Here is a 22,319-nt window from a genome sequence, read left to right on the forward strand (position 1 = left end):
CGACTGGCCGACGGGCCGCGTTCCGATCGGGGCGCGGCCCGTCGTCTTCGGGCCGGGGGAGGTCGGGATGCGTGGAACGAAGCCAGGGGCTTGCGCCGTAGGAGTCTTGAGCCGTCGAGACTCCCAACGCGACCGCGGGGTCCCGCCGGGAGCCCTGGGCAGCAGCCCCGCCGCAATCGAGCAGCGGTGCATTCCCCCCGGATGGCGGCACTCCCCGGTCATCGGTATGCTGCTCGCCGGCGCACTGATCTCCTGCACCGCTTCGGTCCTCGCCCAGAGCCGGCCTGCCGGACCCGAGCGCTTCGAAGGACGCATCGCCAACACGGGCACGTTCGGCAACGCGGGCAGCAACTTCTTCAGCATTCAGGTCGACGAGTACACGAGCGACGAGGAGTTCATCGAGTTCCTGGAGATCCTGGCCGGCGGCGGTCCGCGCCGGCTCGAGGACGCGTTCCTGCGGTCGCAAAAAGGGCGGATCGTCATCAACAGCCTGGGCTACGACATCGCCTTGGCGCGCTCCACGCCGACGGAGAGCGGGCGCGTGGTGCGGGTGTTCACCGTGCGGCACCTCGGTTTCGACGAGTCGGTGGGTCGGGCCCGGAGCCGCGAATACCCCTTCGGCATGATCGAGCTCCGGCTCGGCCACAACGGCAGAGGCGACGGCGTGCTGGTGGTGGCCGCCCGGCTTCACCTGGATCCGGACGGCCGGCTCGCGGTCGAGACGTTCAGGGAGACGTTCGGCACCCCGGCGTTTCGGCTGCTGAACGTGGAGGCGAGGTAGCGCCCCCGGTCAGATCCCGGCCAGCGGCCTCGGAGGCGCATCGAGGTCGAGCGGGCCGCTGCTGTTGGCAATCCGCTCGACGGGCACGCCGAGCTTGTCCAGCACGGTGACCAGCAGCGATGCCGCCGGCCCGTGCTCGTACCGCAGGTGGCGCCCGCCCTGGAAGCGGAAGTGCTCCCGCGAACCAATCAGCATCAGCGGCAGATTCTGCGAGTCATGGGAGTTGCCGTCCGCCATGCCGGCCCCGTACAGCAGCAGCGTGTGGTCCAGCAGCGATCCATCGCCGTCCGGCGTCCGGTGCAGCTTCTCCAGGTAGGAACCGAACAGCGCGGCGTGGTACGTGTTCAGCTTGGCGAGCAGCGCTTTCTTCTCGGGATCGTCCTGGTGATGCGACAGCGGATGATGGGCCTCGGCGATGCCGATTTGCGGGTACGTCCGCCCGCTGTACTCGCGACCGAGCATGAACGTCACGACCCGCGTCAGATCGCACTGGTAGGCCAGCACCTGCAGATCGCACATCAGCGCACAGTAGTCTTCGTAGTCCGCGGGGATGCCGCCGGGCTGCTCCACCAGCGGCAAATCCATCGCGCTCTGCGCCTCGGCGTTCTGGATGCGGCGCTCCACGTCGCGCACGGCGGTCAGGTACTCGTCGAGCCGGGACCGGTCGCCCGAGCCGAGCTCCCGCTCCAGGTCCGAGAGCGAGTCCAGCAGCGAGTCGAGAATGCTGCGGCTGCGCCGCAGGCGCACCTTGCGCTCGGCCGGGTCGGTCGTCCCGCTGTCGCCGAACAGCCGCTCGAAGACCACGCGGGGGTTGTCCTCGGCCGGCGCCTGCGTCGTCGGACTGGTCCACGAGAGCGAGTTGATGAAGGCGCACGTGGTGTTGTCGCACGTGCCGACGAGATCGAGGCGATCGAGCGCGAGCTCGAGCGAGGCCAACTGCGTGTGTCGCCCGAACTGCCGGGCCGCGATCTGATCGATCGACGTGCCCGCCTCGATCCCCTGGGCGGTCCGCTTCCCGACCACGCCGGTCAGGAATCTCGTCGCCGCGGTCGTATGGGTCCCGCCGCGGTTCTGCACGCCGTCCAGCCCCGAGAAGACGAGCATGCGGTCCTTGAAGGGCGCGAGCGGCTGAAGCACCGGCGACAGCTCGAGCGGGCCCTCGGCGGGCGGGGTCCAGGCCGGCATGATCATCCCGTTGGGCACGTAGACCACGCCGAGGCGCCGGACCGGGGCCGCCGGCGTCTTCGCGAACGCGGTGAGCGCGGGCGCCATCGCATCCAGCAGCGGCAGCGCCACCGCAGCGCCTGCACCGCGCAAGAAAGTACGCCGCGGCAACGCCGTCTTCGTGATCATCATGGTCGGGCTCTCCGCTTCGGTTGAACCGTTCTCCGCGCCGGTTGCACAAGGGTCCGCATGGCGGCCGGCACTCCTCAGGGGTTGGCGGCCGCCGCCGACCGTGCCGGCACGGGATCCCCGGCCGCGCGCCGCATCTGGAACGCAGGGCTCCGGACGATGCCCAGAATGATATCGGACAGGCGATGGTCGCTCGCCGCGGCTTCCCGCACGATGCCCCGCACCGTCGGACGATCATAGTACTCGAGCCGGCGGCCCAGGGAATACGCCAGCAGCTTCTCGGTCATCGCTTCGACGAACTGCCGGCGCTGCTCCACCAGGAACGCGCGGAGTCCGGCCGGGCCCCGAAACCGCGTACCGTCCGGCAGCACGGCCGAGCTGTCCACGGGCGCTCCGCCCTCGGCGTCGCGCCAGCCGCCCACCGCATCGAAGTTCTCCAGCGCGAAGCCCAGCGGATCCATGGGCGCGTGACACGTGGAGCAGGCGGGGCTCTCGCGGTGCCGTTCCAGCCGCTCGCGCACCGACGCCGGCCGTCCGTCTTCGCCGCGGTCCGGCAGACCCGGCACGTCCGCCGGCGGCGAGGGCGGCGGCGTGCCCAGCAGGCTCTCGAGTACCCAGCGGCCCCGCAGCACCGGAGACGTGCGATTCGGATACGACGTCACCGTCAGAAAGCTCCCCTGCCCGAGCAACCCGCCGCGCGGCTCGTCATCGCCGAAAGTCACGCGCCGGAAGTGGCTGCCGTACACGTTCGGGACGCCGTAGTGCCGCGCCAGTCTCTCGTTCAGGAACGTGTAGTTGGCCCGCAGGAGGTCGACCACGCTCCGGTCCTCCCGGAACATGCTCTCGACGAACAACCTCGTCTCCCGCTCGAACGCCTCGCGCAGGTTCTCGTCGAACGCGGGAAAGGCGTTCGGATCCGGCGCCGCGCTCGGCAGATTGCGCAACAGCAGCCACTGGCCGACGAAGTTGTCCACCAGGGCCTGCGAGCGCTCGTCGGCCAGCATCCGCCGCACCTGCCGCTCGAGTTCGCCGGGAGCGCTCAGTTCCCCGCGGGCCGCCGCGCCGAGCAGCTCAGCGTCGGGAATGCTGCTCCACAGGAAGAACGACAGACGCGCTGCGAGATCCAGATCGCTGACGGCATAGACCGTCCCCGGGGCGATGTCGACCGGCTCCCGCTCGATACGGAACAGGAACTTCGGGTCGGCCAGGAGCCGCTCCAGCGCGAACTGCACGCCGTCATCGAACGTGCCGTCGCTGCGGCCCTCCCCGTAGAACCGCAGGAGCGTCCGCACCTCGCGCGCGGTCGCGGGCCGGCGATACGCCTCGCCGGCGAGCGTCGTCAGAATCCGCTCCGCGCAGGGCTCCTCCTCGCGCGGTTCCGCCGGTCGGCAGACGAAGATCTTGCGACGGCTCGGGGTATCGCCCGGGCCCGACACGCCGTACGGGCCGCGGATGGCGACGGTGTGCACCCACGGGTTGCTCTCGAGCGACTCGTCGCGCTCGGGGTATCTCGGCGGGTGCGGAACGCCGTCCTCGACCTCGGTCGGGCGCCCGAGGAACGAAACGGTCAGCAGACGCCAGCCGGCCTGCGCCGGGAACCGCACTTCGAGGCCGGCGTCGGCGTTGCGCGCGTACCGTTCCCAAGCCGGACTTCCGAAGATGTCGCCTACGAATCCGGCCGGCGGGGCGCCGCCGGTCTCTTCGCCGCCGACCACCGACGAGAGAATCCGTTCGCCGTCCACCCGGATCTCGACCTCGTGCGGCGACCCGAGTCCGACGACCACGTCGAACAACTGGCGGTACAAGCGGACGTCGATGACGTACTCGCCATCGACCGGAAAGCGATGGCGAATCGCGGCGCCTCCCCGCGACCCGAACGGCAGGTCCTCGCCCAGGTACTCGTCCTGATCGAGCCGGACCCGGTACTCGTCGGTGGTGGGTGCGGCCGGAGGCAGTCCGACCGCCAGCCGGCTCAGCCGCCGCGCGGCCGACAGGTACCGGTCCAGCAGCGTCGGCGAGACCGACAGCATGCTCGCGATGTTGTCGAAGCCGTGCTCGTCCGCGCTGTCGGCCGGCAGCAGCGACGTCACGTCGACGTCCAGCGCCAGCAGGTCGCGAATCGCGTTCCGGTACTCGGCGCGATTGAGCCGGTGGACGCTGTCCGTCCGGCCCGGGTCGGGATCGAGCGCGGCGCCGCCGTCCAGCTCCGTTTCCAGCCACGCGAGCACGTCCTCGACGACCGCCGCGTCGGGCCGCGGCCGGCCCGGCGGCGGCATCGCGCCGCTCCGCAGCTTGCGGATGACCTTCTCCCACACCTCCGCGCCCCCGGCGACGTGGACGGCATCCATCGCCTCCAGGGAAAGGTCCGCCGTCAGGAGCCGGTCATTGTGGCAACCGACGCAGTAGCGGTTCAGTACGGGACGCAGCGGTGAAGGTTCCGCCGGCGAAGCCTGCGGGCGTGAAGCGGCCGTCTGGCCGGCTGCCGGCGGCGCCAGTAGAACGAACCACGCCGCCGCGACGAGCCCGCCGACGGAGCGCCAGCGCGACATGTCCTTGCCTCCCTGCAGCCGATCAAGTCGCATGATAGCATCGCGGCCGCGGAAAGCTCAGTGTTTTCGAGTACGGGCAGCGCTCGGCCCGCGTGGTAGACTCGGCAAACCAGCGGGTTTTCCGGTCGCGTACGCGTCGAGTCGCGGTACAGGGAGGGCACGAACATGCGCATCTCGACGAGACGGCTTTGCAGACTGTCGATCCGCCTGCTGACCATCGCGACACTCGCGGCAAGCGCCGCCAACGGCGCGAGCGCCGCCGATGTCGAGCTGATTCAAGCGGTCAAGAACGGCAATGCGACCGCGGTGCGCGCGCTCCTCGACAGGGGCGCCGACGTGGATGCGCGGCAGGGCGACGGCGCGACCGCCCTCCACTGGGCCGCCCACCTGAACGACCTCCAAGCGGCGGACTTGTTGATCCGGGCCGGCGCGGCCGTGGACGCGGCGAACGATCTGGGCGTCACCCCGCTCTGGGTCGCGACGACGGGCGGCAGCGCGGCAATGGTCTCGAAACTGCTCGAGGCGCGCGCCGAACCGGACATCGCGCCGGACACCGGCGGCACCCCCCTCATGATCGCCGCCCGCCAGGGCAACGTCGCCGCGGTTCGGGCGTTGCTCGCTCACGGCGCCGACATGAACGCGACGGAGGGCGCACAGGGACAAACCGCGCTCATGTGGGCCGTTGCGCGGCGGCATCCGCAGGTCGTGCGGGTCCTGCTGGAAGTCGGAGCGGATCCGCACGCCCGGACGAAGTCGTCACGCCGGCATGTCCTGTTGTGCTGCCAGAAGAGTCTCGGCAAGACCGAGGGAACCATCTGGATCGAGCAGGGCGGCTTCACGCCGCTGCTGTTCGCCGCGCGGCACGGGGCCGCGGCTTCGGCCGATCTCCTGCTGGCCGCCGGCGCGCCAGTCGACGACACGGCCGCAATCGGCACCACCCCGCTGGTCGTCGCGGCCCAGCACGGCTTCAACGAGGTCGCCGCGGTGCTGCTGAAGAGGGGAGCGGACCCCGACGCCGCCGGCGCGGGGCAGGCCGCCCTGCACTGGGCCGCGTTGCGCGGCGACCGTGCGCTGGTGGAGACCCTCCTGGCCCACGGCGCCGATCCGGATGTGCGGCTCACGCAGGGCTCGTTCCTCAAGCACGACCGGGGTGCGTTCGCTTTCGACAAGTTCCTGGTCGGCGCGACGCCGTTCGTGCTGGCGGCCCGGCGGTCCGATACCGGGATCATGCATCTGCTCGCGGCCGGCGGCGCCGACATGTCGCTGCCGCTGCAGGATGGCCGAACGGCGGCAATGGTCGCGGCGGCCGGGAAGAACACGGGCCTTCGTCGACTCCGGATCGCGGAATGGCAGATCCTGGAAACGGTCCGGTCGGCCCTCGATCTCGGTGTGGACGCGAACGCCGCGAGTCAGTCGGGCGACACCGCCCTGCACGTAGCGGCGGACAGCAAGTTCGACAGCGTCATTCGGCTCCTCGCCGAGCGCGGCGCGCAGGTGAATGCGCGCAACCGGATGGGACAGACACCGCTGGCGGTTGCGCTCGCGCCGCCCGAGGCACCCGACGGATCGGCCATCGGCGGGGCCGCCCTCGGGCGCTATCGAGAGATCTACGCCGCCTGGGCGGCCAGCCAGGGACGGACGCCCACGGCGAACCTGCTCCGCTCCCTCGGCGGCACCGAATAGCGGGATCCCGCGGTCATCGCCCGCCGGCAGCCGTTCGGATCCGGCGCCATCAGTCGCCCTTCAGGGCGATGACCGGATCCAGGCGCGCAACCCGTCGAGCCGGCACCAGCGTGGCGCAGAGTGCGCCTCCCATCACCAGGAGGGCGACGCCGAAAAAGGTCAGCGGGTCGTAGGGGCTCACGCCGTAGAGCAGACTGGCGAGCCCGCGACCGGCCGCTGCGGCCGCCCCCAGACCGGCAAGGAGGCCCGCGGTTGCAATGGCGAGACTCCCGGCCGCGACCAGGCGGACGAGTCGCCCCGGAGAGGCGCCGACGGCGGCGCGAATGGACAGTTCGTGCCGGCGCTCGGTCACGGCGCGCCCGAGGGCCCCGAACAGCCCGACCATCGACACGGCCAGCGCCAGCGCAGCCACCGTCACGGTGGGCACGAGCTGCAGGCGGCGGCCCGCGATCGAGTCGGCGACGTGATCTTCCAGCGTGCGCACCTCCGGGAGCGGCAGCGTCGGGTCGAGCCGGGCGATGAGCCGCCGGAGGGTCGGGACGAGGGCCGCGGGATCGCCGCTGCTGCGAACCACGAGGTAGGACATCCCCATCGGGCGTTGCGACCAGGGCACGTAGATCGAGGCGTCCCGATCGGCGGCGAGCCCGCGATACTTCATGTCGCCCACCACCCCGAGCACGGTGGTGTCGCGGGTCAGTCCCATCCGTTCCACGGCCCACCCCATCGATTGGCCGAGCACGCTGTCGTCCCGGAAGATGAACCGCGCGGCCGAGTCGCTCAGGATCGCGTTCGGGACCACCGCCCGTTCGTCCTCGACCCGGAAGCGGCGTCCACTCTCGAGCGACGTGCCGAGCGCTTCGAAGAACCCGGACGTGACGGCGCCCCAGGAGAGGACCATCCGATCGTCGCGCGTGTCGCCGCGCATCCAGAGATTGATCGAGATCGGAGCGTCAGCCGGGGGCAGCATGCTGCCGACTCCCGCCGCGGTCACCGTGGGCAGCGTCCGCACCTCGCCCAGCAACCGATTCACGAAGTCCACCAGCGCGCGGTCGTCCGGGAACGGGGTGTCGTCCAACAGCAACCGGGCGGTGACGACCCGGCCGGTATCGTACCCGCCATCCTCGGCCAGCAGCGCACCGACGCTGCGGGTGAACAGTCCTGCGCCGGCCAGGAGAACGACAGCCAGCGCGATCTGCCCCGCCACCAGGCTCGCCCGCAGATGCCGGGTCGCGGGAGACACGGCCCGGCCGGCGCCGGCGATCAGCTCGCTGCCCCGGCTGCCGAGCGCCCCCACCGCCGATGCGCCGCCGCAGGCCAGCGCGGCGAGCAACGCCACGATCGAGGCAGCCACCAGGATCGGCAGGTCGAGACCGATCTCCGGCAGGCGGGGAAGCACGGTCGTCGCGCGCGCCTTGAACAGCTCGATCCCCGCCGCGGCCAGGGCCAGACCTATAGTCAGGCCCGCCGCGGCCAGGATCAGGCCCTCGACCACGGCCATCCTCACGAGCTGCATCGTCCCGGCGCCGAGCGCCTGTCGCAGCGCGAACTCCCGCCGGCGGGCGACCGAACGGCCAATCAGCATCGTGATGACGCTAAAGCAGGCGACGATCAGAACCAGCCCCGCCGCAGCCTGCGCCGCCAGCAGCGCCGGTCGGCGATCACCCGTCAGCACGTCATCGAGACGGTTCGTCACCGCGCTCCAGTCGTCGCCGCGCAATTCCCGGCTGATGCGGCTTGCTTCCTGCGTGAGCTGGACCTGCGTCGTGCCCGATCGAAGCCGAGCGACGAGTTCGAACCGCCCGTCGGATGGGTCCCGTCCCGGTGGCGGAGCGGTCCACACGTCGACGGCGCCGGAAGGCAACCCCAACGCGTCCGGCATCACCGCCACGATCTCCAACAGCTCGTCTCCGACCGCGAGCGTCTGCCCGACTACGTCGCTCTCGCCGGCGATCTGTCGGGCCATCCTGCTGCTGACCACCGCGCGGCCATCCCCCGGCGCCAGGCGGGGCGCAGGACCCCGGACCGCCCCGACCCCCAGCACGTCGAAGAAGTTCTCGCTCACCCATGCCGTCGCCGTGATCCGGGCCGGGCCGTTCCCGCGGACGCTGCGCTCGCGCTGCTGGACCCCGGCCAGATCCGCGCCGCGGAGTCGATCCGACCAGTCACGATACCAATCGGCTCGTACGCCGCCGCTCCGCTCGCCGCCGTGGGTCAGCTCGATCGTGACGAGACGGTCGGGCTCGGGGTACGGCAGGGGGCGCCACAACACCGTGTAGGCCACGGCGAAGACCGCGGCGTTGAGCCCGACGCCGAGCGCCAGCGTCCCCACGATGATCGCGGTCAGCCCGGGTTGCCGGCCGAAGGACCGCAGTGACCGCCGGAGCTGATGAATGGCATCCATCCCGATTGCGGATCTTATGTCGTCGACGTGGTCGGCTCGCACGGAGTGATCGGCGGTCGCCACGCGAGGCGCGACCGCCGCGAGCACGTCTTCGTACGAACCCCTCGGTCTATCCGAGCGCCTCGAGCTCTGCCGTCACCTCCTCCGGCAGCCGTAGCTCGTTGGTGACCGAGAAGGCGTTGAACTGCCCGGCGAGCGCCCTGGCCAGTTGCCGGTCCATCTCGTTGTCGACGACGCCGGTGAGCGTCACGTGCCCCCGATTCACCACGATGTGAATCGACGGATTCGCGCTCGTGGCGTAGCTCCAGAAGTTGGGATTCCCGTAGATCGCGCGGGCGACGACGTATCGCAACCGGTCATCGAACCCCGACACCGGAAGCACGGTGATCTCGTTGCCCACCGTGGTCACCCCGTCGAGCGCTTCGACGCGCTCCTCAATGCTCTTCGCCTTGTGCCCCGCGGTGACGTGGCCGCTGAGCACGACGTGTCCCTCGCCGGCGATTTCCACGTCGATGTTGTCGAACACCGTGAAGAACGAGTACCGGAGCACCTGTTCCTGCACTCGCTGGAACAGATCGTACTTCGGCCCGTCGGCGGCCGCCGGCGACACCGACAGGGCCGCGATGGCGAGCGCCATCAGCGGCAGAGCGATTCGGTGTGTATTCGACAGAGTGTGCATCGTGAGTATCCTCTCCGCGCGTGCGTGTCTCACCGGACTCGATGGCCGCGCGCGCTACCGCACTTGAGAGCAAGACACGTGCCAAGTGAATCGCGGCCGGAAGCAAGCGCTGTTCCCCGGCGGGGTGTGCGCGATCTGGTTCCGCGAGCGGCACGAATCGTCCCCGAAAGAGGACAGGCTGGAAGGCGCGCTGCCCCGCCTCTGCGAGACTGACGCGCTAGGAAAGCGAGGAGTGGCGGCGCGCCGCGGGATTCACTCGCCGCTTCGGAGCACCTCCGCCAAGTCGGTCGACGCCGCCCGTCGGGCGGGAATCCAGCACGCCGGCCCGGCCAGGATCGATTCGCGATCAGAGGCCGGTCAGCCGCCCCGTGCTGTCGCCGAGGCGCTCGGGCCGTACCCCGGCCATGTCGAGCATGCTCAGCAGCAGGTTCGTCATGGGTGTCTCGGGCTTGGCGCGCAGGTGTCGACCGCCCTTGAACCTGCCGGCCGCACCGCCGGCCAGCACGATCGGCAGCGGCGAGTGGTTGTGCAGGTTGCCGTCGCTCATGCCGCTCCCGTAGAGGAGCAGCGTGTGGTCGAGCAGCGTGCCGTCGCCGTCCGGCGTCGCCTGCAGCTTCTCCAGGTACGACGCGAAGGTCGCGACGTGGTGCGCGTTGACCTTGCCCAGCCTGGCGAGCTTCCCCTCGTCGTTCTGGTGGTGCGACAGGGCGTGGTGCGGATCGTTGATGCCGATGGCCGGAAAGGTCCGGTAGCTGGCCTCGCGGCCGAAGGCGAAGGTGGTCACGCGCGTGAGATCGGCCTGGTAGGCCAGCACCTGCAGGTCGATCATCAGTCCGGCGTGCGTCTCGAAGTCCTCCGGCACGCCAATGGGCCGGTCCGGGACCGGAAACTCCGTCGTACGGTTGTACTGCTCGGTCTTGCGAATGCGCCGCTCGGTCTCGCGAATGGCTTCGAGGTACTCGTCCACCCGCCGCTTGTCCTGCGCGCCCAGATCCGTGTGCAGCCGGCCGATCTCCTGCGTGACCGAGTCGAGCAGGCTGCGATCCATCTCCATCTCGCGCAGCCGGTCGGCCGTGCTGTCGCCGTCGCCGAACAGGCGCTCGAACACCGCGCGCGGATTGCGCTCCATCGGGTTGGGCGTGGTCGGCGTGCGCCACGAGATGGTGTTCATGTAGGCGCAACTGTAGCCGGCGTCGCAGTGGCCGACGATGTCGGCGGCATCGAGGGCGAGCTCGAGCGACGCGAGCGGCGTCACCGTCCCGATCTCCCGCGCCGCGATCTGGTCGGCGGTGGTGCCCACCTCGACGTCGGCTCCCTCGGTCCGCTTGGCGTGCACGCCGCTCAGCCACCCTGCGCTCGCCCGGGAGTGGTCTCCCCCGCCGTCGCCGAGCGACTCGAGCTGGCGATGGGCCAGATCGGTCACCACGACGACCTGCTCGCGGAACGGCGCGAGCGGCTGGAGAGAGGGCGACCACTCGAAGTCACGGCCCGTGCCCTTCGGAGTCCACGCCGCGTGGTAGGCGCCGTTCGGGATGTAGATGAAGGCGAGCCGGCGCGCGGGGTGCGCGGGCGTGCGGGTCATGGCCGTCAGCGCCGGCACCATGGCGTCGAGCAACGGGAGAGCGACCGCTGCTCCCATGCCCCGGAGCACCGTCCGGCGAGGCAAGGCCTTCTTCGTGATGATCATGGCTGTACTCTCCGCATCCGAAACGGCTTGCTGTCGACGACGCCGCGAATCAGCGACGAGAAGCGGTAGGCGTCGCCGGCGGCGTCGCGGACGATCCGCCGTACCACGGGCGCATCCGTCAGCTCCACCCCCCGGCCGACGGCGTAGGTCAGCAGCTTCTCGGCCAGCGTCGTTACGAACTCCTCCGCGCGGCTCTCCAGCACGGTCCGCAGCCCCTGGGGCCCGTCGAACCGGGTGCCGTCCGGCAGCACCCCGGAGGCATCCACCGGTTCGTCCGACTCGCTTCGTTCCCGCCAGCGGCCGACCGCGTCGAAGTTCTCCAGCGCCAGCCCCAGCGGGTCCATCTGCGCGTGACAGACCGCGCAGCTCGGATTCTTGCGGTGCTGTTCCATCCGCTCCCGCATCGACCGCACCCGGCCGTCGGCGGTCTCCTCTTCGAGTTCCGGGATATCCGGTGGTGGCGGCGGAGGAGGCGCGCCGATGATGTTCTCCAGGATCCACTTGCCGCGGGTCACCGGTGACGTCCGGTTCGCGTAGGAGGTCGCCGTCAGCAGGCTGGCATGTCCCAGCACGCCCGACCGGTTCCGATCCGTCAACGTCACGGGGCGGAAGTGGCTGCCGTAGACTCGCGGAATCCCATAGTGCCGGGCCAGCCGTTCGTTGAGGAACGTCGTGCGCGACGTCAGGAACTCCAGCGCGCTGCGGTCCTCGCGGATCACCCGGTCGAAGAACAACTCCGTCTCCCGCTGCATCGCCTGCCGCAGGTTCTCGTCGAAATCCGGAAACTGGATGGGATCCGGCGCCGTGCCGGCCAGGTTGCGCAGGTACAGCCATTGCCCCCCGAAGTTGTCCACGAGCGCCTTCGAGCGCGGGTCCCGCAGCATCCGGCGCACCTGCCCGTGGAGCACGCCGGGATCGCCGAGCCGCCCGGCCTCGGCCACGTCGAGCAACTCGTCGTCGGGAATGCTGCTCCACAGGAAGAACGACAGGCGCGACGCCAGCTCCAGGTCGCGCAGCGGCCTCGCCGTGCCGGCGCTGTCTGTCGGGGCGTCGCGCTCGATGCGGAACAGGAACTCCGGGCTCACGAGAACGCGCTGCAGCGCCCGCCCGATGCCGTCCTCGAAAGTGCCTTCCCGGCGCCCTGCCGCGTAGAACCCGAGCAATACCTGAAGGTCCGCCGCGGTCACCGGCCGGCGATAGGCGCGACGAGCGACCTGCGCCATGATTCGCCGCGCGCACGCCGTTTCCTCTTCCGCATGATCCGGACGGCAGACGAACAGCCGGCGCCGGCTCGGCGTGTCCCCCGGTCCTGTCGCGCCGTACGGTCCGCCGATGGCCACGCTCCGCACGTGCGGCGGGCCCGACGTGTCGGCCGGATCGATGTTGCTGCGCAGCAGCGGCTGGCGAATCGTGGCCACTTGCGCCGAGGTCTTCCTGAGGAACGCCACGGCGAGCGTGCGGGTTCCGGCCTGGACCGGCAGCCGCACCTCCAGTGCCGCATCCGCGTTCATCGAGTACGCCAGCGCCGCTTCCCGCGCGGCTCGCCGCGCCGCCTCCCGCGCCTCCTCGTCGGCGTCGTCATCCACCTCGAACGCGTCCGCCCGCGGCTGGGCGCCGCCGATGGTGAAGAGCCGCACACGCTCGCCGTCCAGGCTGACCTCGAGTTGGTGCGGCTCTCCCAATCCCCGAATCGTGTCTATGACCGTTCGCAGCAGGCGCACGCGGACGACGTACTCGCCGTCGAGCGGAAACCGGTGCCGCACGGCGATGCCGCCCCGCGTGCCGAGCGGCAGACCGTCGAGATGGTCGTTCTGGGTCAGCACCGTCGGCACGAGGTAGGTTGAAATGGCCGGACTGATCGCTGCGCTGCCGACGGCCAACCGGCTGATGCGCCGGGCCGCGCCGAGGTAGCGCTCGAGCAGCAGCGGCGATACGCCCAGCGCATCGGCGATGTTGTCGAACCCGTAGCTCGCATCGTCCGGCGGCAGCAGGGACGCGACGTCGACGTCCAGGGCCAGCAGATCCCGTATGACGCTGGCGTACTCGGCGCGGTTGAGCCGATGGAAGACGGCAGTCCGCGGCAGATCGGCCCGCGCCGCCCAGGCGGCATCGAGATCGGCCTCGAGGCGCGCGAGAAACGCGTGGCGCATCTCCGCGTCCGGGCGCGGACGGCCGGCGGGCGGCATGGCCCCCGCACGGAGCTTGCGGACGACCCTTTCCCAGATCTCCGGGTCGCGGCCGACGTTCGACAAGTCGAGCGTGTCGAGGGTCAGCCCGACCGCGCGGAGCTGCGCGGCGAGCGGCGACGCCGCGCCGCCACGGCCCTGCACGACCCGCTCGTTGTGGCAGGCCACACAGTAGCGGTCGAGGAGCTCGCGCGACGGAGCGGCATCGCCGCCGGATGCCCCATCCTCCTGCTGCGCGAGGACTGCCTCCTGCCGCGGGCCGCCGACGGCATGGAAATTCGACGCGGACGCCAGAAGGAACACCAGACAGCAGGCGCCCAGGACGCCCGGGCAGATCGCCCGAGGGCAGCGCCGTTCTTCCGGAAGAGCCGCCCCTCCGGCCGGGTGTTTGCGCCCGAGCAGTCTCCTGCGGAGCAGACTCCCGGCGCTCCGGAACAGTCGCCGCAATCCGTTTGGCCCGGCCAAGTTGCCGTGCATCACCTGCTGCAAGACGCCGCGAGACTCCCGACGCCGTCGACCCGAATCAAGCTGTGGAAGCGAGTTCCCGTAGTCTATGGGTCTGCGCCGTAGAACGCAACGGAACGAGTTCCACGGTGCAGACCCGTGGGGCGGTGGACCCGAACACGGAGCCTTGCGACGGGTTGGCGGCGCTATACTGCGGCTGATCGTTTCCGCCACCGCCGTCCGCTCATTCTTATCGGAGGGCATCGACATGCGCGTCACCTGCCTGTACGGGTTGTTGATTCTCCTGCTTTCGTCAGCCGGTCCCGCGGTTGCAGCCGCCGCCGAGCGACTCGTCGACGCGGTACGGAACGGCGATTCCGCCGCCGTCCGGGCGCTGGTGGAAGCAGGTGCAAACGTCGACGTGGCCGAGCCCGACGGCACGACCGCCCTGCACTGGGCGGTGCGGCAGGACCGGTCCGGGATCGCCAAGCTGCTGCTGCGGGCCGGGGCCGACGCCAACGCGGCGAACCGTTACGGCATCACTCCGCTATCGCTGGCCGGCACGAACGGAAACGCCGAGACCGTCGCGCTCCTGCTCGACGCCGGCGCGGATCCGAACCTCGCCGCCCCGGAGGGCGAGACCCCGCTGATGACCGCGGCACGCACCGGGAACCCGGAGGTGCTCCGCCTGCTGCTGGCTGGTGGCGCCGGCGTCAACGGGGCCGAAGCCTGGCGCGGACAGACCGCGCTGATGTGGGCGGCGGCGGAAGGCAACGCCGAGGCCGCGGGGGTGCTGGTCGAGGCGGGAGCCGACGTGGCCGCGCGCTCCTCCCGAGGATTGACGGCACTGTTGTTCGCGGCGCGTAGCGGCGACCTGCATACTGTCCAGGCGCTGCTGGCGGGCGGCGCGAGCATCGACGAGACGGCCATGGACGCCATCCCGGCGCGGCGCCGTGAGGAGCACGCCGACGAAAACGTGCCGCCGCGCCTCGGCTCGAGCGTCCTGGCCACGGCCATCGAGAACGCGCACTACGACCTGGCGGCCTGGTTGGTTTCGGAGGGTGCCGACCTGAACGCGGACGGCCCGCGCGGAACCGCGCTGCACGGCCTGGTGCGGACGCGCAACTGCGAGCGGACCGCCCTCCCCTGCCCGGTGCGCTCCGGCCCGCTGGACAGCGTTGCGCTGGCCGAGCTGCTGCTTGCCCGCGGCGCCGATGTCAACGCGCGGATGAGCGCCGATCCACCGAAGAACGGGACCTACGACTACACCTACATGAGTCACGTCGGGGCGACACCGCTGTTCCTCGCGGTGAAGGCCTCGGACACCACGATGACCCGCCTCCTGCTCGATCATGGCGCCGACCCGGCGATCGGGAACGACGAGAACACGACGCCGCTGCTCGTGGCGGCCGGTATCGGCTACATCGAAGGCCAGATCATCGCGTCGGAGGAAAAGGCGTTCGAAGCGGTCCGCATGCTGGTCGAGCGGGGCGAGGACGTCAACACGACCAACGACAAGAACGAGACGGCGCTCCACGGCGCCGCCTACCGGGGTGCGAACTCCATCGCGATGTACCTGATCGACCACGGCGCCCGGCTGGATATCGAGGACGATCTGGGGCGCATGCCGGTCACGATCGCCGACGGCGTCGTCGCGGGCCCCTATTTCCGGGCGCACGACGAGACAGCGGCGCTGTTGCGCAAGTTGATGGGTCCGAGCGCCCCGCCGAGGCCGACCTCGCAGGGCGCCCGGTAGCAGCGCCGCCCCGATCCTCCTGGAGTGTGGGCATCAAGGCTTCCGATCTGCTGTCTGTAACTCGTACAGCCCGTCGATTCGCACCGTCAAGTTGTCGATGCGCTTGTTCAGACTCACGAATAGCCAGGCGTGGGCGGCCGACTCACTCGAATGTCTCCGGATCGATCTCATCGTGCATTCCGGCGACCATGACTCTTGCGAAGTCGGACAGGTCGTCCAGATGGTCTCGAATCACTGCCTTGATGATGTCGAGGTCCAAATCCTGATACTGATGGACGACGACGTTGCGCAGGCCGACCATCGCCTTCATGTTCGCCGCCATCTGCACCGGGATTACTCCCGCCCGCGCGAGCAGATCGAAACTCTCCCCGCTGGTCCGAGGCCAGCCGAGCCTCCTCAGGTTTACGACGCACGCGCAGCAGACAGCGATCGAGGCTCTGCTGCTTCCCGATCAGGACATCGCTCACGGTGCCGGCGCCCGTGCGCTCTCGACGATCGCAGCGCGGATCCCGGCGCGTTCGTCGTTCAGCCTCTGATACATCGACAGGACAAGTGTTTCGAACTCCAGCCGGACACCGTCGTCCTGGCAGTACACCAAGCGACCGGTGCGCAGGATCTCCGCCTGAAGCGTCGTGTCGGCGCGCCGCAGATTGACGAGATCCACATGCTCCGTGCCTGCCGCGCCGGCGAGCCTCACCGCGAGCAGATGCCACTGCCAGCGATCAACCCGCATTGCCTCGCCATACGGCAGGAGCACGGCGATATCCAGGTCGCTGTCCGGACGGTGGGCAGCGGTCGCCCAGGTGCCGTACCGATAAATCGCCTGCGTGGTGGGATGGGCTTCGAGGCTGAGGTGGATGAGCCCGTCGACGAGCGCGTCCGAGCCGCTGGCGGCCCGACCAATCCTGGCACCCACCGGATCAGTCTAACCCGGGAGCCGCGATACGGAGCCGGGGAGGCCATCGCCTCCCCGCTCAGGTCTTGTTCTTGCCGGCAGAAAACCGGTGTGAGGCCAGATTATTCCCTGCCACGCGGCGTTTCACGACGGACTCCTAGCCCGACAATCGTCGCCTGCGGCTCCGATTGCCGCCCAACCGGGCCTGACTAGGAGTCTACGCCGTTCTACGGCGCAGACTCCTAGCGCGCGTCCGGCTCCCGCACGATGTCCGGCGGGCTCCGCTCCGCGCCCAGCGAGCGCAGCAGCGCGGCCGTCGTGTCGGACTTCGCGAAATTGCCGCCGGTGTGGATGCCCTCGGCGACTACGAGCGGCGTCCACTCTCGGTTGTTCTTCGCGTCGATGTCGGCGCCGCGGTCGATCAGGAACTGCACGATCGAGTCCGCGCGTTCCCGCCACGCCGCGCCGTGCAGCGCGGTGTCGCCCCGGTCGTTGGCCACGTTCACGTCACCGCCCATCTCCACGATCAGGTGGATGGCGTCGAGCGCCTCGACTTCGGTCGACCGGGTGATGCCCGGCTCGTGGCCGATGCCGGCCGCGTGCATCAGCGGCGTCGTCCCGTCGACGGTGGGAATGAACGGATCGGCGCCGGCGTCGAGCAGCGCCCGCATCACCGGCAGGTCGTTCGCCTTGGCCGCGATCGCGAACGCGGTCGCCCCGCGCATGTTCCCCAGATGGCCCTTCACCTGGATGTGGAACCCGGGGGTCCGCGCCGTCTGGCGGTCCGGGTCGGCGCCGTGCTCGAGGAACGCGCTGACCATCCGTAGCCGGTCGGCCGCGTGCAGCCCGCCGAACGGGCTCCACTGGTTGCCCTCGGCGACGCCGTTGGAGAGGTCGTTCAGCTCCGTGTCCCACTTCCCCGCGGCCCAGTGCAGCGGCGAGAAACCGGGCCCGAGGTTCGGGTTCGCCCCCTGGTCCAGCAGAAACTCCGCGTAGTCGAGATGCCGGCGAACCGTGGCGACGAGCAGGGCGGTGGTGCCGTCCACCGCCGAGGCGTTGACGTCCGCGCCCGCTTCCAGCAGCAGTTCGGTTACCTCCCGATAGCCCTCCCGCGCCGCGAGCACCAGCGCCGTGTATCCCGTGGTCGTGCGCGCATCCACCTCGGCCCCGTGCGCAAGCAGCGTACGGATCACGTCCGTGTGCCCTTCCCACGCGGCCCACATCAGCGCCGTCTGGCCGTTCGTGGCTTCGCCCGCGTTCACGTCGGCGCCGCGGTCGAGCAACGAGGTCACGGTATCCAGCACGCCGCCGCGCGCGCACGTCATCAGCACGGTCTCGCCCGTCGCCTGGCCACCGTGCGGATCCGCTCCGGCTTCCAGCAGCCGCTCGACCATTCCGGGACTGGCGTTCGTGCAGGCCAGCACCAGCGGGGTGACTCCGTAGCGGTCGGCCGCATCCACGTCCGCGCCGGCGCCGATGAGCAGGTCGGCGAGGTCCGTGCGATCCCACTGCGCCGCCCAGTGCAGCGCGGTGAAGCCGTCGGCCTGGACGCCGTCCACCGCGGCCCCGGCCTCGAGCAACGCACGGACCGCCTCCACGCTCTGGCTCCTCGCCGCGTCGGCCACCCGCGGATCCGGCGGGGCTGCGACGGCAATGGCGGATGACAACAGAACGACGGCCGGGACGCTCATGAGTCGGATGATTGTGCGCATCTTGTTCTCCTACACACCCGACAGGATCGGCAGCTCGCCGGTGCTGTCGCCCAAACGCTCGGCCGGCATGCCCATCTTCTCCAGCAGCGTCAGGTGCATGTTGGCCAGCGGCGTGCCTTCCGGCAGGCGGACGTGGCGGTTGCCCTTCAGCGTGCCTGCTCCGCCGCCCGCGACCACCATCGGCAGGTCGAGCGGGTCGTGCGCGTTGCTGTTGCCCATGCCGGCCCCGTAGACGACCATCGACTGATCGAGCAGCGTTCCGTCGCCGTCGGTCGTCGCCCGCATCTTCTCCAGGAAGCGCCCGAAGATGGACATGTGGAACGTGTTGATCTTGGCCAGCTTGACCAGTTGCTCCTCGCGGAACCGGTGGTGCGAGACGGGGTGGTGCGGCTCGGCGACCCCGATCTCGGGGTAGGTGCGCACGCTCTTCTCGCGACCCACCAGGAAGGTGGAGACGCGGGTCAGGTCGGCCTGGAAAGCGACCAGCATCAGGTCGAACATCAGGTCGGCGTACTCCTCGAAGTCGCCGGGGATGCCGGCCGGCTGCTCCACCTCCGGAAGTGCGCGATCGCTCTGCGACTCGGCGATCTGGATGCGCCGCTCGATGTCGCGGACGGAATCGAGATAGCCGGCGAGCTTCGAGCGGTCGCCGCGGCCGAGCTGCCGCTGCAGGTCGGAGATCTCGGCGTTCACCGAGTCGAGGATGCTCTTGTCCCGGCGTAGCGCCCGCGCCCGCGCGGCCGGCTCCGTGCTGTCGACGGCCCCGAACAGATGCTCGAACACCGCGCGCGGGTTCGTCTGCATCGGCATCGGCGTGTTGGCGTCGCGCCAGGCGATGGTGGCGCTGTAGGCGCAGCCATAGCCGTCCTCGCACTGCCCCACCAGCTCGTTGGCCTCCAGCGACAGCTCCAGCGAGGCAAGCTGCGTGTCCTCGCGGAGCTCGCGCGCCGCGAGCTGATCCATCGACACGCCCACTTCGAGGGTGCTGTTGGTCCCGGACGCTTTCACCGCATGCGCGCCCGTCAGATAGGCCGCCTGGCACCGCGAATGGTCGCCGTCGCCCTCGTCCAGCCGCTGCTTGGCCTCCTTGTTGGCCATGCCGCTCAGCACGAGCAACTGGTCCTTCACAGGGGTCAGCGGCGAGAGGACCTGGCTCATCTCGAGGCGGCCTTCGGCGGGCGGCAGCCAGCGGGCCATGCTCATGCCGTTCGGCACGTAGATGGCGCCGAGCCGCTTGACCGGCCTCGCCGCGGTGTTCCGGATGGCGGCGAACGCCGGCACCATGCCGTCGAGCAACGGGAGCGCGATGCTGGCCCCGAGGCCCCGCAGCATCGTTCGGCGTGACAGCGACTTCTTCGTGATTACCATCAGGGACTCCTCATTGCCGGGTCAGAGCAAGGTCTGCATTACGGGCTATTGTTGTGCGACGGTCGCCGGCTCCTCGCGCACCCTGCGCATCTGGAACGGCGGACTCTCCACGATACCGAGAACCAGCGACGACCAGCGGTGGTCCTCCGCGGCCGCGTCGCGCAGGATGGAGCGGACCGCCGGGATGTCGTAGTGCTGGACGGGCCGGCCGAGGGCGTAGGTCAGGAGCTTTTCCGCGAACGTGCGCACGAATTCCCCGCTCCGGTCCAGCAGCGCCTCACGGAACTCGACTGGGCCGTCGAACGCCGTTCCGTCGGGCAGCACGCCCGAGGCGTCTATCGGTGTCGGGCCGTCCATGTCCCGCCACCGGCCGATGCCGTCGAAGTTCTCGAGCGCGAACCCCAGCGGGTCCATCCGCAGGTGACAGGTGGCGCAGGCCGGGCTCCGGCGGTGCGTGGCCATGAGCTCGCGAATCGACGCGGGCTCGTGCCCGTCGCCGGCGGCGTCCTCGAGCGCCGGCACGTTGGGCGGCGGCGGCGGCGGCGGCGCACCCAGGATGTTGTCGAGCAGGTACTTCCCGCGCACCACCGGCGACGTCCGCGTTGCGTAGGACGTGACCGTCAGCACGCTGCCGTGGCCCAGCAACCCGGCCCGGTTCGGATCGCGCAGCGGCACGCGGCGGAAATGCGCCCCATACACGTTGCGCACACCGTAGAACCGCGCCAGGCGCTCGTTCAGATACGAGTAGTCGGCCGTCAACAGCTCCGTCAGCGGACGGTCGTCGCGCATCTGGCTCTCGATGAACAGCTCGGTCTCGCGCTGGAACGCCTCGCGCAGGTTGTCGTCGAACTCCGGATAGGCGCTGGCGTCGGGATCGACGGCCTGCAGGTTGCGGATGTACAGCCACTGGCCGCCGAAGTTGCGGGCCAGGGCCGCCGCCCGCGGGTCGGCCAGCATGCGGCGCACCTGGGCGCCCAGCACACCGGGGTCGCGGAGCTTGCCGTCCGCGGCGATGGCGAGCAACTCATCGTCGGGGATGCTGCTCCACAGGAAGAAGGACAACCGCGAGGCGAGCTCCAGGGCGCTGATCTCGTATACGCCGCCGTCCGCAAGCTGCGCCGGGTCGCGCTCGATGCGGAACAGGAACTGCGGCGAGACCAGCAGCCGCGCCAGCCCCTCCTGAATGCCCCGTTCGAATCCGCCCTCGCCGTATCCGGACCGGTAGAACTGCAACAGCGTATCGATGTCGGCGTCGGTCACCGGACGGCGATAGGCGCGCCGCGCCAGCGTGCCGAGAATCTCCCGCGCACACGGCTCCGCGTCGGCCTCTCCCGCGGGACGGCAGACGAAGATGCGCTGACGGCTGGGTGTGTCGCCCGGCCCCGTCGGGTCGAACGGTCCCTCCAGCCGCACGGTGTCGACGTCCATGCGCGGCGCTTCGTAGGTGGAGCTGGTGTGCCGCGGCGGCAGCAGCGTCGGCGCCATGCCCTCGGTCAGCACGCTCTTGCGGACGAACGCCACCCCCAGGTCGTGCATGCCCGCAGACGCCGAGAACCGCACCTCCAGGGTGTCGTCCGCCGTCAGGTGATACGGGGACGTGCGGTATATCCCGGACCCCGTGCACAGCGGCGAGTCGGAGTCGGCGTCGTTGCACTCGCCGCCGATCGCGAACCGGGTGACGAGCGCCCCGTCGAGCAGCACGTCGATCTCTTCGCGCGTCCTGATGGCGCGGATGCGCGAGTTCGTGAAGTTCCGGCCGAGCCGGATCTTCACCAGGTACTCGCCGTCCAGCGGGAAGTAGTGGCGAATGAGCGTGCCGCCGCGCGTGCCGTACGGCAGGCCCTCGTTCATCCGCTCGTCCTGCCGCAGTCCGCGCGACAGGTTGAACGTCTCGACCGCCGGCCCGATGGTCGGATCGCCAACCGCAAGCTGGCTGATGCGCCGCGCCGCGAACATGTAGCGGCCGAGCAGCGTCGGCGACATCGACAGCACCTCGGCGATGTTGTCGAAGCCCTGGTCCGACTCGTCGGCCGGCAGCAGCTCGTCGGTGTCGATCTCCAGCGCCAGCAGGTCGCGGACGGCGTTGCCGTACTCGTAGCGGTTCAGGCGGTGATCGGCGACGCGGCCCGGATTCGGATGCGCGGCGGCGTAGCTGTCGAGCTCGGTCTCGAGCCAGGTTACGAACGAGTCGAGCGCGGCCGGCTCGGGCCGCCGGCGGCCGGCCGGCGGCATCGCGCCGCTCCGCAGCTTGCCGACCACCTTCTCCCAGGTCGCAGCGCCGGCGCCGATGTGAGCTACGTCGGCCTCGTCGAGCAGCAGGTTGGCGGTCCGCAGCCGGTCGTTGTGGCAGGCGACGCAGTGGCGGTCGAGGAAGGCTCGCGCATCGGTCGCAGGCGATGCGGAGCCGGCGGAGACCGCCTGAACCGTGGGGGCCTGCGCCGGACCCGGCCCGGCCTCCGCGGCTTGGAGCGGCGTGGCGCCCAGGGAGAACGCCGCCGCCAGGACGACGATGCACCCCAACGGAACGACGCATAACGGCCTGAACATCCTGCCCTCCTCCCGCGCCGAGCCGGACGGTAAACGGACGAGCGGCCTTCCGGGAAGGTCGTCGGACTGCGAGTTCGCTATTCCGCGCAGTATAGGCTGTTTTCGCAACGTTTCTCAAGCCTCGACCGGACTGCCCGCCCGCGAATTCCGGGCGAAAGCAGGGGAGCGCCGTCCACCCGGCCCCTGTGACGTATACACATCAGCGAGCCCACCGGACAAGAGGGAAGCTGCGGAGGGCGGGGGGGGTGGTATATAAATAGGCGGGGGGGGGGGGGGGG

General features: G+C 70.2%; 14 protein-coding genes. 3 read left to right on the forward strand and 11 right to left on the reverse strand.

What is annotated here, in order from left to right; all coding sequences use genetic code 11:
* The first annotated feature begins 106 nt into the window (after window positions 1–106).
* The gene (locus F4X11_16240) at window positions 107–781 is read left to right on the forward strand and encodes a hypothetical protein (GenBank protein ID MYN66554.1); all 675 of its coding nucleotides are present in this window, start codon (window positions 107–109) and stop codon (window positions 779–781) included.
* Window positions 782–790: 9 nt separating this feature from the next.
* Here F4X11_16240 and F4X11_16245 read toward each other — a convergent pair whose 3' ends face one another.
* Window positions 791–2,137 (reverse strand): DUF1552 domain-containing protein, encoded by a 1,347-nt coding sequence (locus F4X11_16245; GenBank protein ID MYN66555.1) that lies wholly within the window; start codon window positions 2,135–2,137, stop codon window positions 791–793.
* Window positions 2,138–2,211: 74 nt separating this feature from the next.
* Window positions 2,212–4,716 (reverse strand): DUF1592 domain-containing protein, encoded by a 2,505-nt coding sequence (locus tag F4X11_16250; protein MYN66556.1) that lies wholly within the window; start codon window positions 4,714–4,716, stop codon window positions 2,212–2,214.
* A 132-nt stretch (window positions 4,717–4,848) separates the two neighbouring features.
* Here F4X11_16250 and F4X11_16255 point away from each other — a divergent pair, with 132 nt between their 5' ends.
* Window positions 4,849–6,366: a hypothetical protein gene (locus F4X11_16255; protein MYN66557.1), complete on the forward strand. Its 1,518-nt coding sequence runs from the start codon at window positions 4,849–4,851 to the stop codon at window positions 6,364–6,366.
* A 49-nt stretch (window positions 6,367–6,415) separates the two neighbouring features.
* On the opposite strand, the gene F4X11_16260 is transcribed toward F4X11_16255, so the two are convergent.
* From F4X11_16260 to F4X11_16275, 4 genes are all read right to left on the reverse strand, one after another.
* A complete protein-coding gene (locus F4X11_16260; GenBank protein ID MYN66558.1) occupies window positions 6,416–8,767 on the reverse strand; it encodes an FtsX-like permease family protein in 2,352 nt (783 codons plus the stop codon).
* Between the two features lie 109 nt (window positions 8,768–8,876).
* Window positions 8,877–9,446 carry a BON domain-containing protein gene (locus F4X11_16265; protein ID MYN66559.1) on the reverse strand — a complete coding sequence of 190 codons (570 nt, stop codon included), beginning with the start codon at window positions 9,444–9,446 and terminating at the stop codon, window positions 8,877–8,879.
* A 346-nt stretch (window positions 9,447–9,792) separates the two neighbouring features.
* Window positions 9,793–11,133 (reverse strand): DUF1552 domain-containing protein, encoded by a 1,341-nt coding sequence (locus F4X11_16270; GenBank protein ID MYN66560.1) that lies wholly within the window; start codon window positions 11,131–11,133, stop codon window positions 9,793–9,795.
* Window positions 11,130–14,033, reverse strand: coding sequence for a DUF1592 domain-containing protein (locus F4X11_16275; GenBank protein ID MYN66561.1), 2,904 nt, complete (start codon window positions 14,031–14,033; stop codon window positions 11,130–11,132). Before F4X11_16275 ends, F4X11_16270 begins: the two co-directional genes overlap by 4 nt.
* Here F4X11_16275 and F4X11_16280 point away from each other — a divergent pair.
* Window positions 13,873–15,519, forward strand: coding sequence for a hypothetical protein (locus tag F4X11_16280; protein MYN66562.1), 1,647 nt, complete (start codon window positions 13,873–13,875; stop codon window positions 15,517–15,519). The genes F4X11_16275 and F4X11_16280 overlap by 161 nt on opposite strands.
* 142 nt (window positions 15,520–15,661) lie before the next feature.
* Here the strand turns inward: F4X11_16280 and F4X11_16285 are convergent, their stop codons facing one another.
* From F4X11_16285 to F4X11_16305, 5 genes are all read right to left on the reverse strand, one after another.
* Complete coding sequence (locus tag F4X11_16285; GenBank protein MYN66563.1) at window positions 15,662–15,949, reverse strand: DUF86 domain-containing protein; 288 nt, start codon at window positions 15,947–15,949, stop codon at window positions 15,662–15,664.
* A gap of 33 nt (window positions 15,950–15,982) precedes the next feature.
* Window positions 15,983–16,435, reverse strand: coding sequence for a nucleotidyltransferase domain-containing protein (locus F4X11_16290; GenBank protein MYN66564.1), 453 nt, complete (start codon window positions 16,433–16,435; stop codon window positions 15,983–15,985).
* A 221-nt stretch (window positions 16,436–16,656) separates the two neighbouring features.
* Window positions 16,657–18,126, reverse strand: a complete 1,470-nt coding sequence (locus F4X11_16295; GenBank protein ID MYN66565.1) for a hypothetical protein — start codon at window positions 18,124–18,126, stop codon at window positions 16,657–16,659.
* Window positions 18,127–18,135: 9 nt separating this feature from the next.
* A complete protein-coding gene (locus F4X11_16300; GenBank protein MYN66566.1) occupies window positions 18,136–19,494 on the reverse strand; it encodes a DUF1552 domain-containing protein in 1,359 nt (452 codons plus the stop codon).
* 45 nt (window positions 19,495–19,539) lie between these two features.
* On the reverse strand, window positions 19,540–22,041 hold the full coding sequence (locus F4X11_16305) for a DUF1592 domain-containing protein (GenBank protein ID MYN66567.1): 2,502 nt from the start codon (window positions 22,039–22,041) through the stop codon (window positions 19,540–19,542).
* Window positions 22,042–22,319 lie beyond the last annotated feature (278 nt).

It is taken from the genome of Acidobacteriota bacterium (assembly GCA_009861545.1).
Taxonomy (GTDB): Bacteria; Acidobacteriota; Vicinamibacteria; order Vicinamibacterales; family UBA8438; genus WTFV01.

Excerpts from the sequence above, each read along its gene's own strand:
- F4X11_16245 (MYN66555.1), bottom strand. The coding sequence starts at position 2,137 with ATGATGATCACGAAGACGGCGTTGCCGCGGCGTACTTTCTTGCGCGGT.
- F4X11_16250 (MYN66556.1), bottom strand. The coding sequence starts at position 4,716 with ATGCGACTTGATCGGCTGCAGGGAGGCAAGGACATGTCGCGCTGGCGC.
- F4X11_16255 (MYN66557.1), top strand. The coding sequence starts at position 4,849 with ATGCGCATCTCGACGAGACGGCTTTGCAGACTGTCGATCCGCCTGCTG.
- F4X11_16260 (MYN66558.1), bottom strand. The coding sequence starts at position 8,767 with ATGGATGCCATTCATCAGCTCCGGCGGTCACTGCGGTCCTTCGGCCGG.
- F4X11_16265 (MYN66559.1), bottom strand. The coding sequence starts at position 9,446 with ATGCACACTCTGTCGAATACACACCGAATCGCTCTGCCGCTGATGGCG.
- F4X11_16270 (MYN66560.1), bottom strand. The coding sequence starts at position 11,133 with ATGATCATCACGAAGAAGGCCTTGCCTCGCCGGACGGTGCTCCGGGGC.
- F4X11_16280 (MYN66562.1), top strand. The coding sequence starts at position 13,873 with ATGGGTCTGCGCCGTAGAACGCAACGGAACGAGTTCCACGGTGCAGAC.
- F4X11_16275 (MYN66561.1), bottom strand. The coding sequence starts at position 14,033 with ATGTCGATGCCCTCCGATAAGAATGAGCGGACGGCGGTGGCGGAAACG.
- F4X11_16295 (MYN66565.1), bottom strand. The coding sequence starts at position 18,126 with ATGCGCACAATCATCCGACTCATGAGCGTCCCGGCCGTCGTTCTGTTG.
- F4X11_16300 (MYN66566.1), bottom strand. The coding sequence starts at position 19,494 with ATGGTAATCACGAAGAAGTCGCTGTCACGCCGAACGATGCTGCGGGGC.
- F4X11_16305 (MYN66567.1), bottom strand. The coding sequence starts at position 22,041 with ATGTTCAGGCCGTTATGCGTCGTTCCGTTGGGGTGCATCGTCGTCCTG.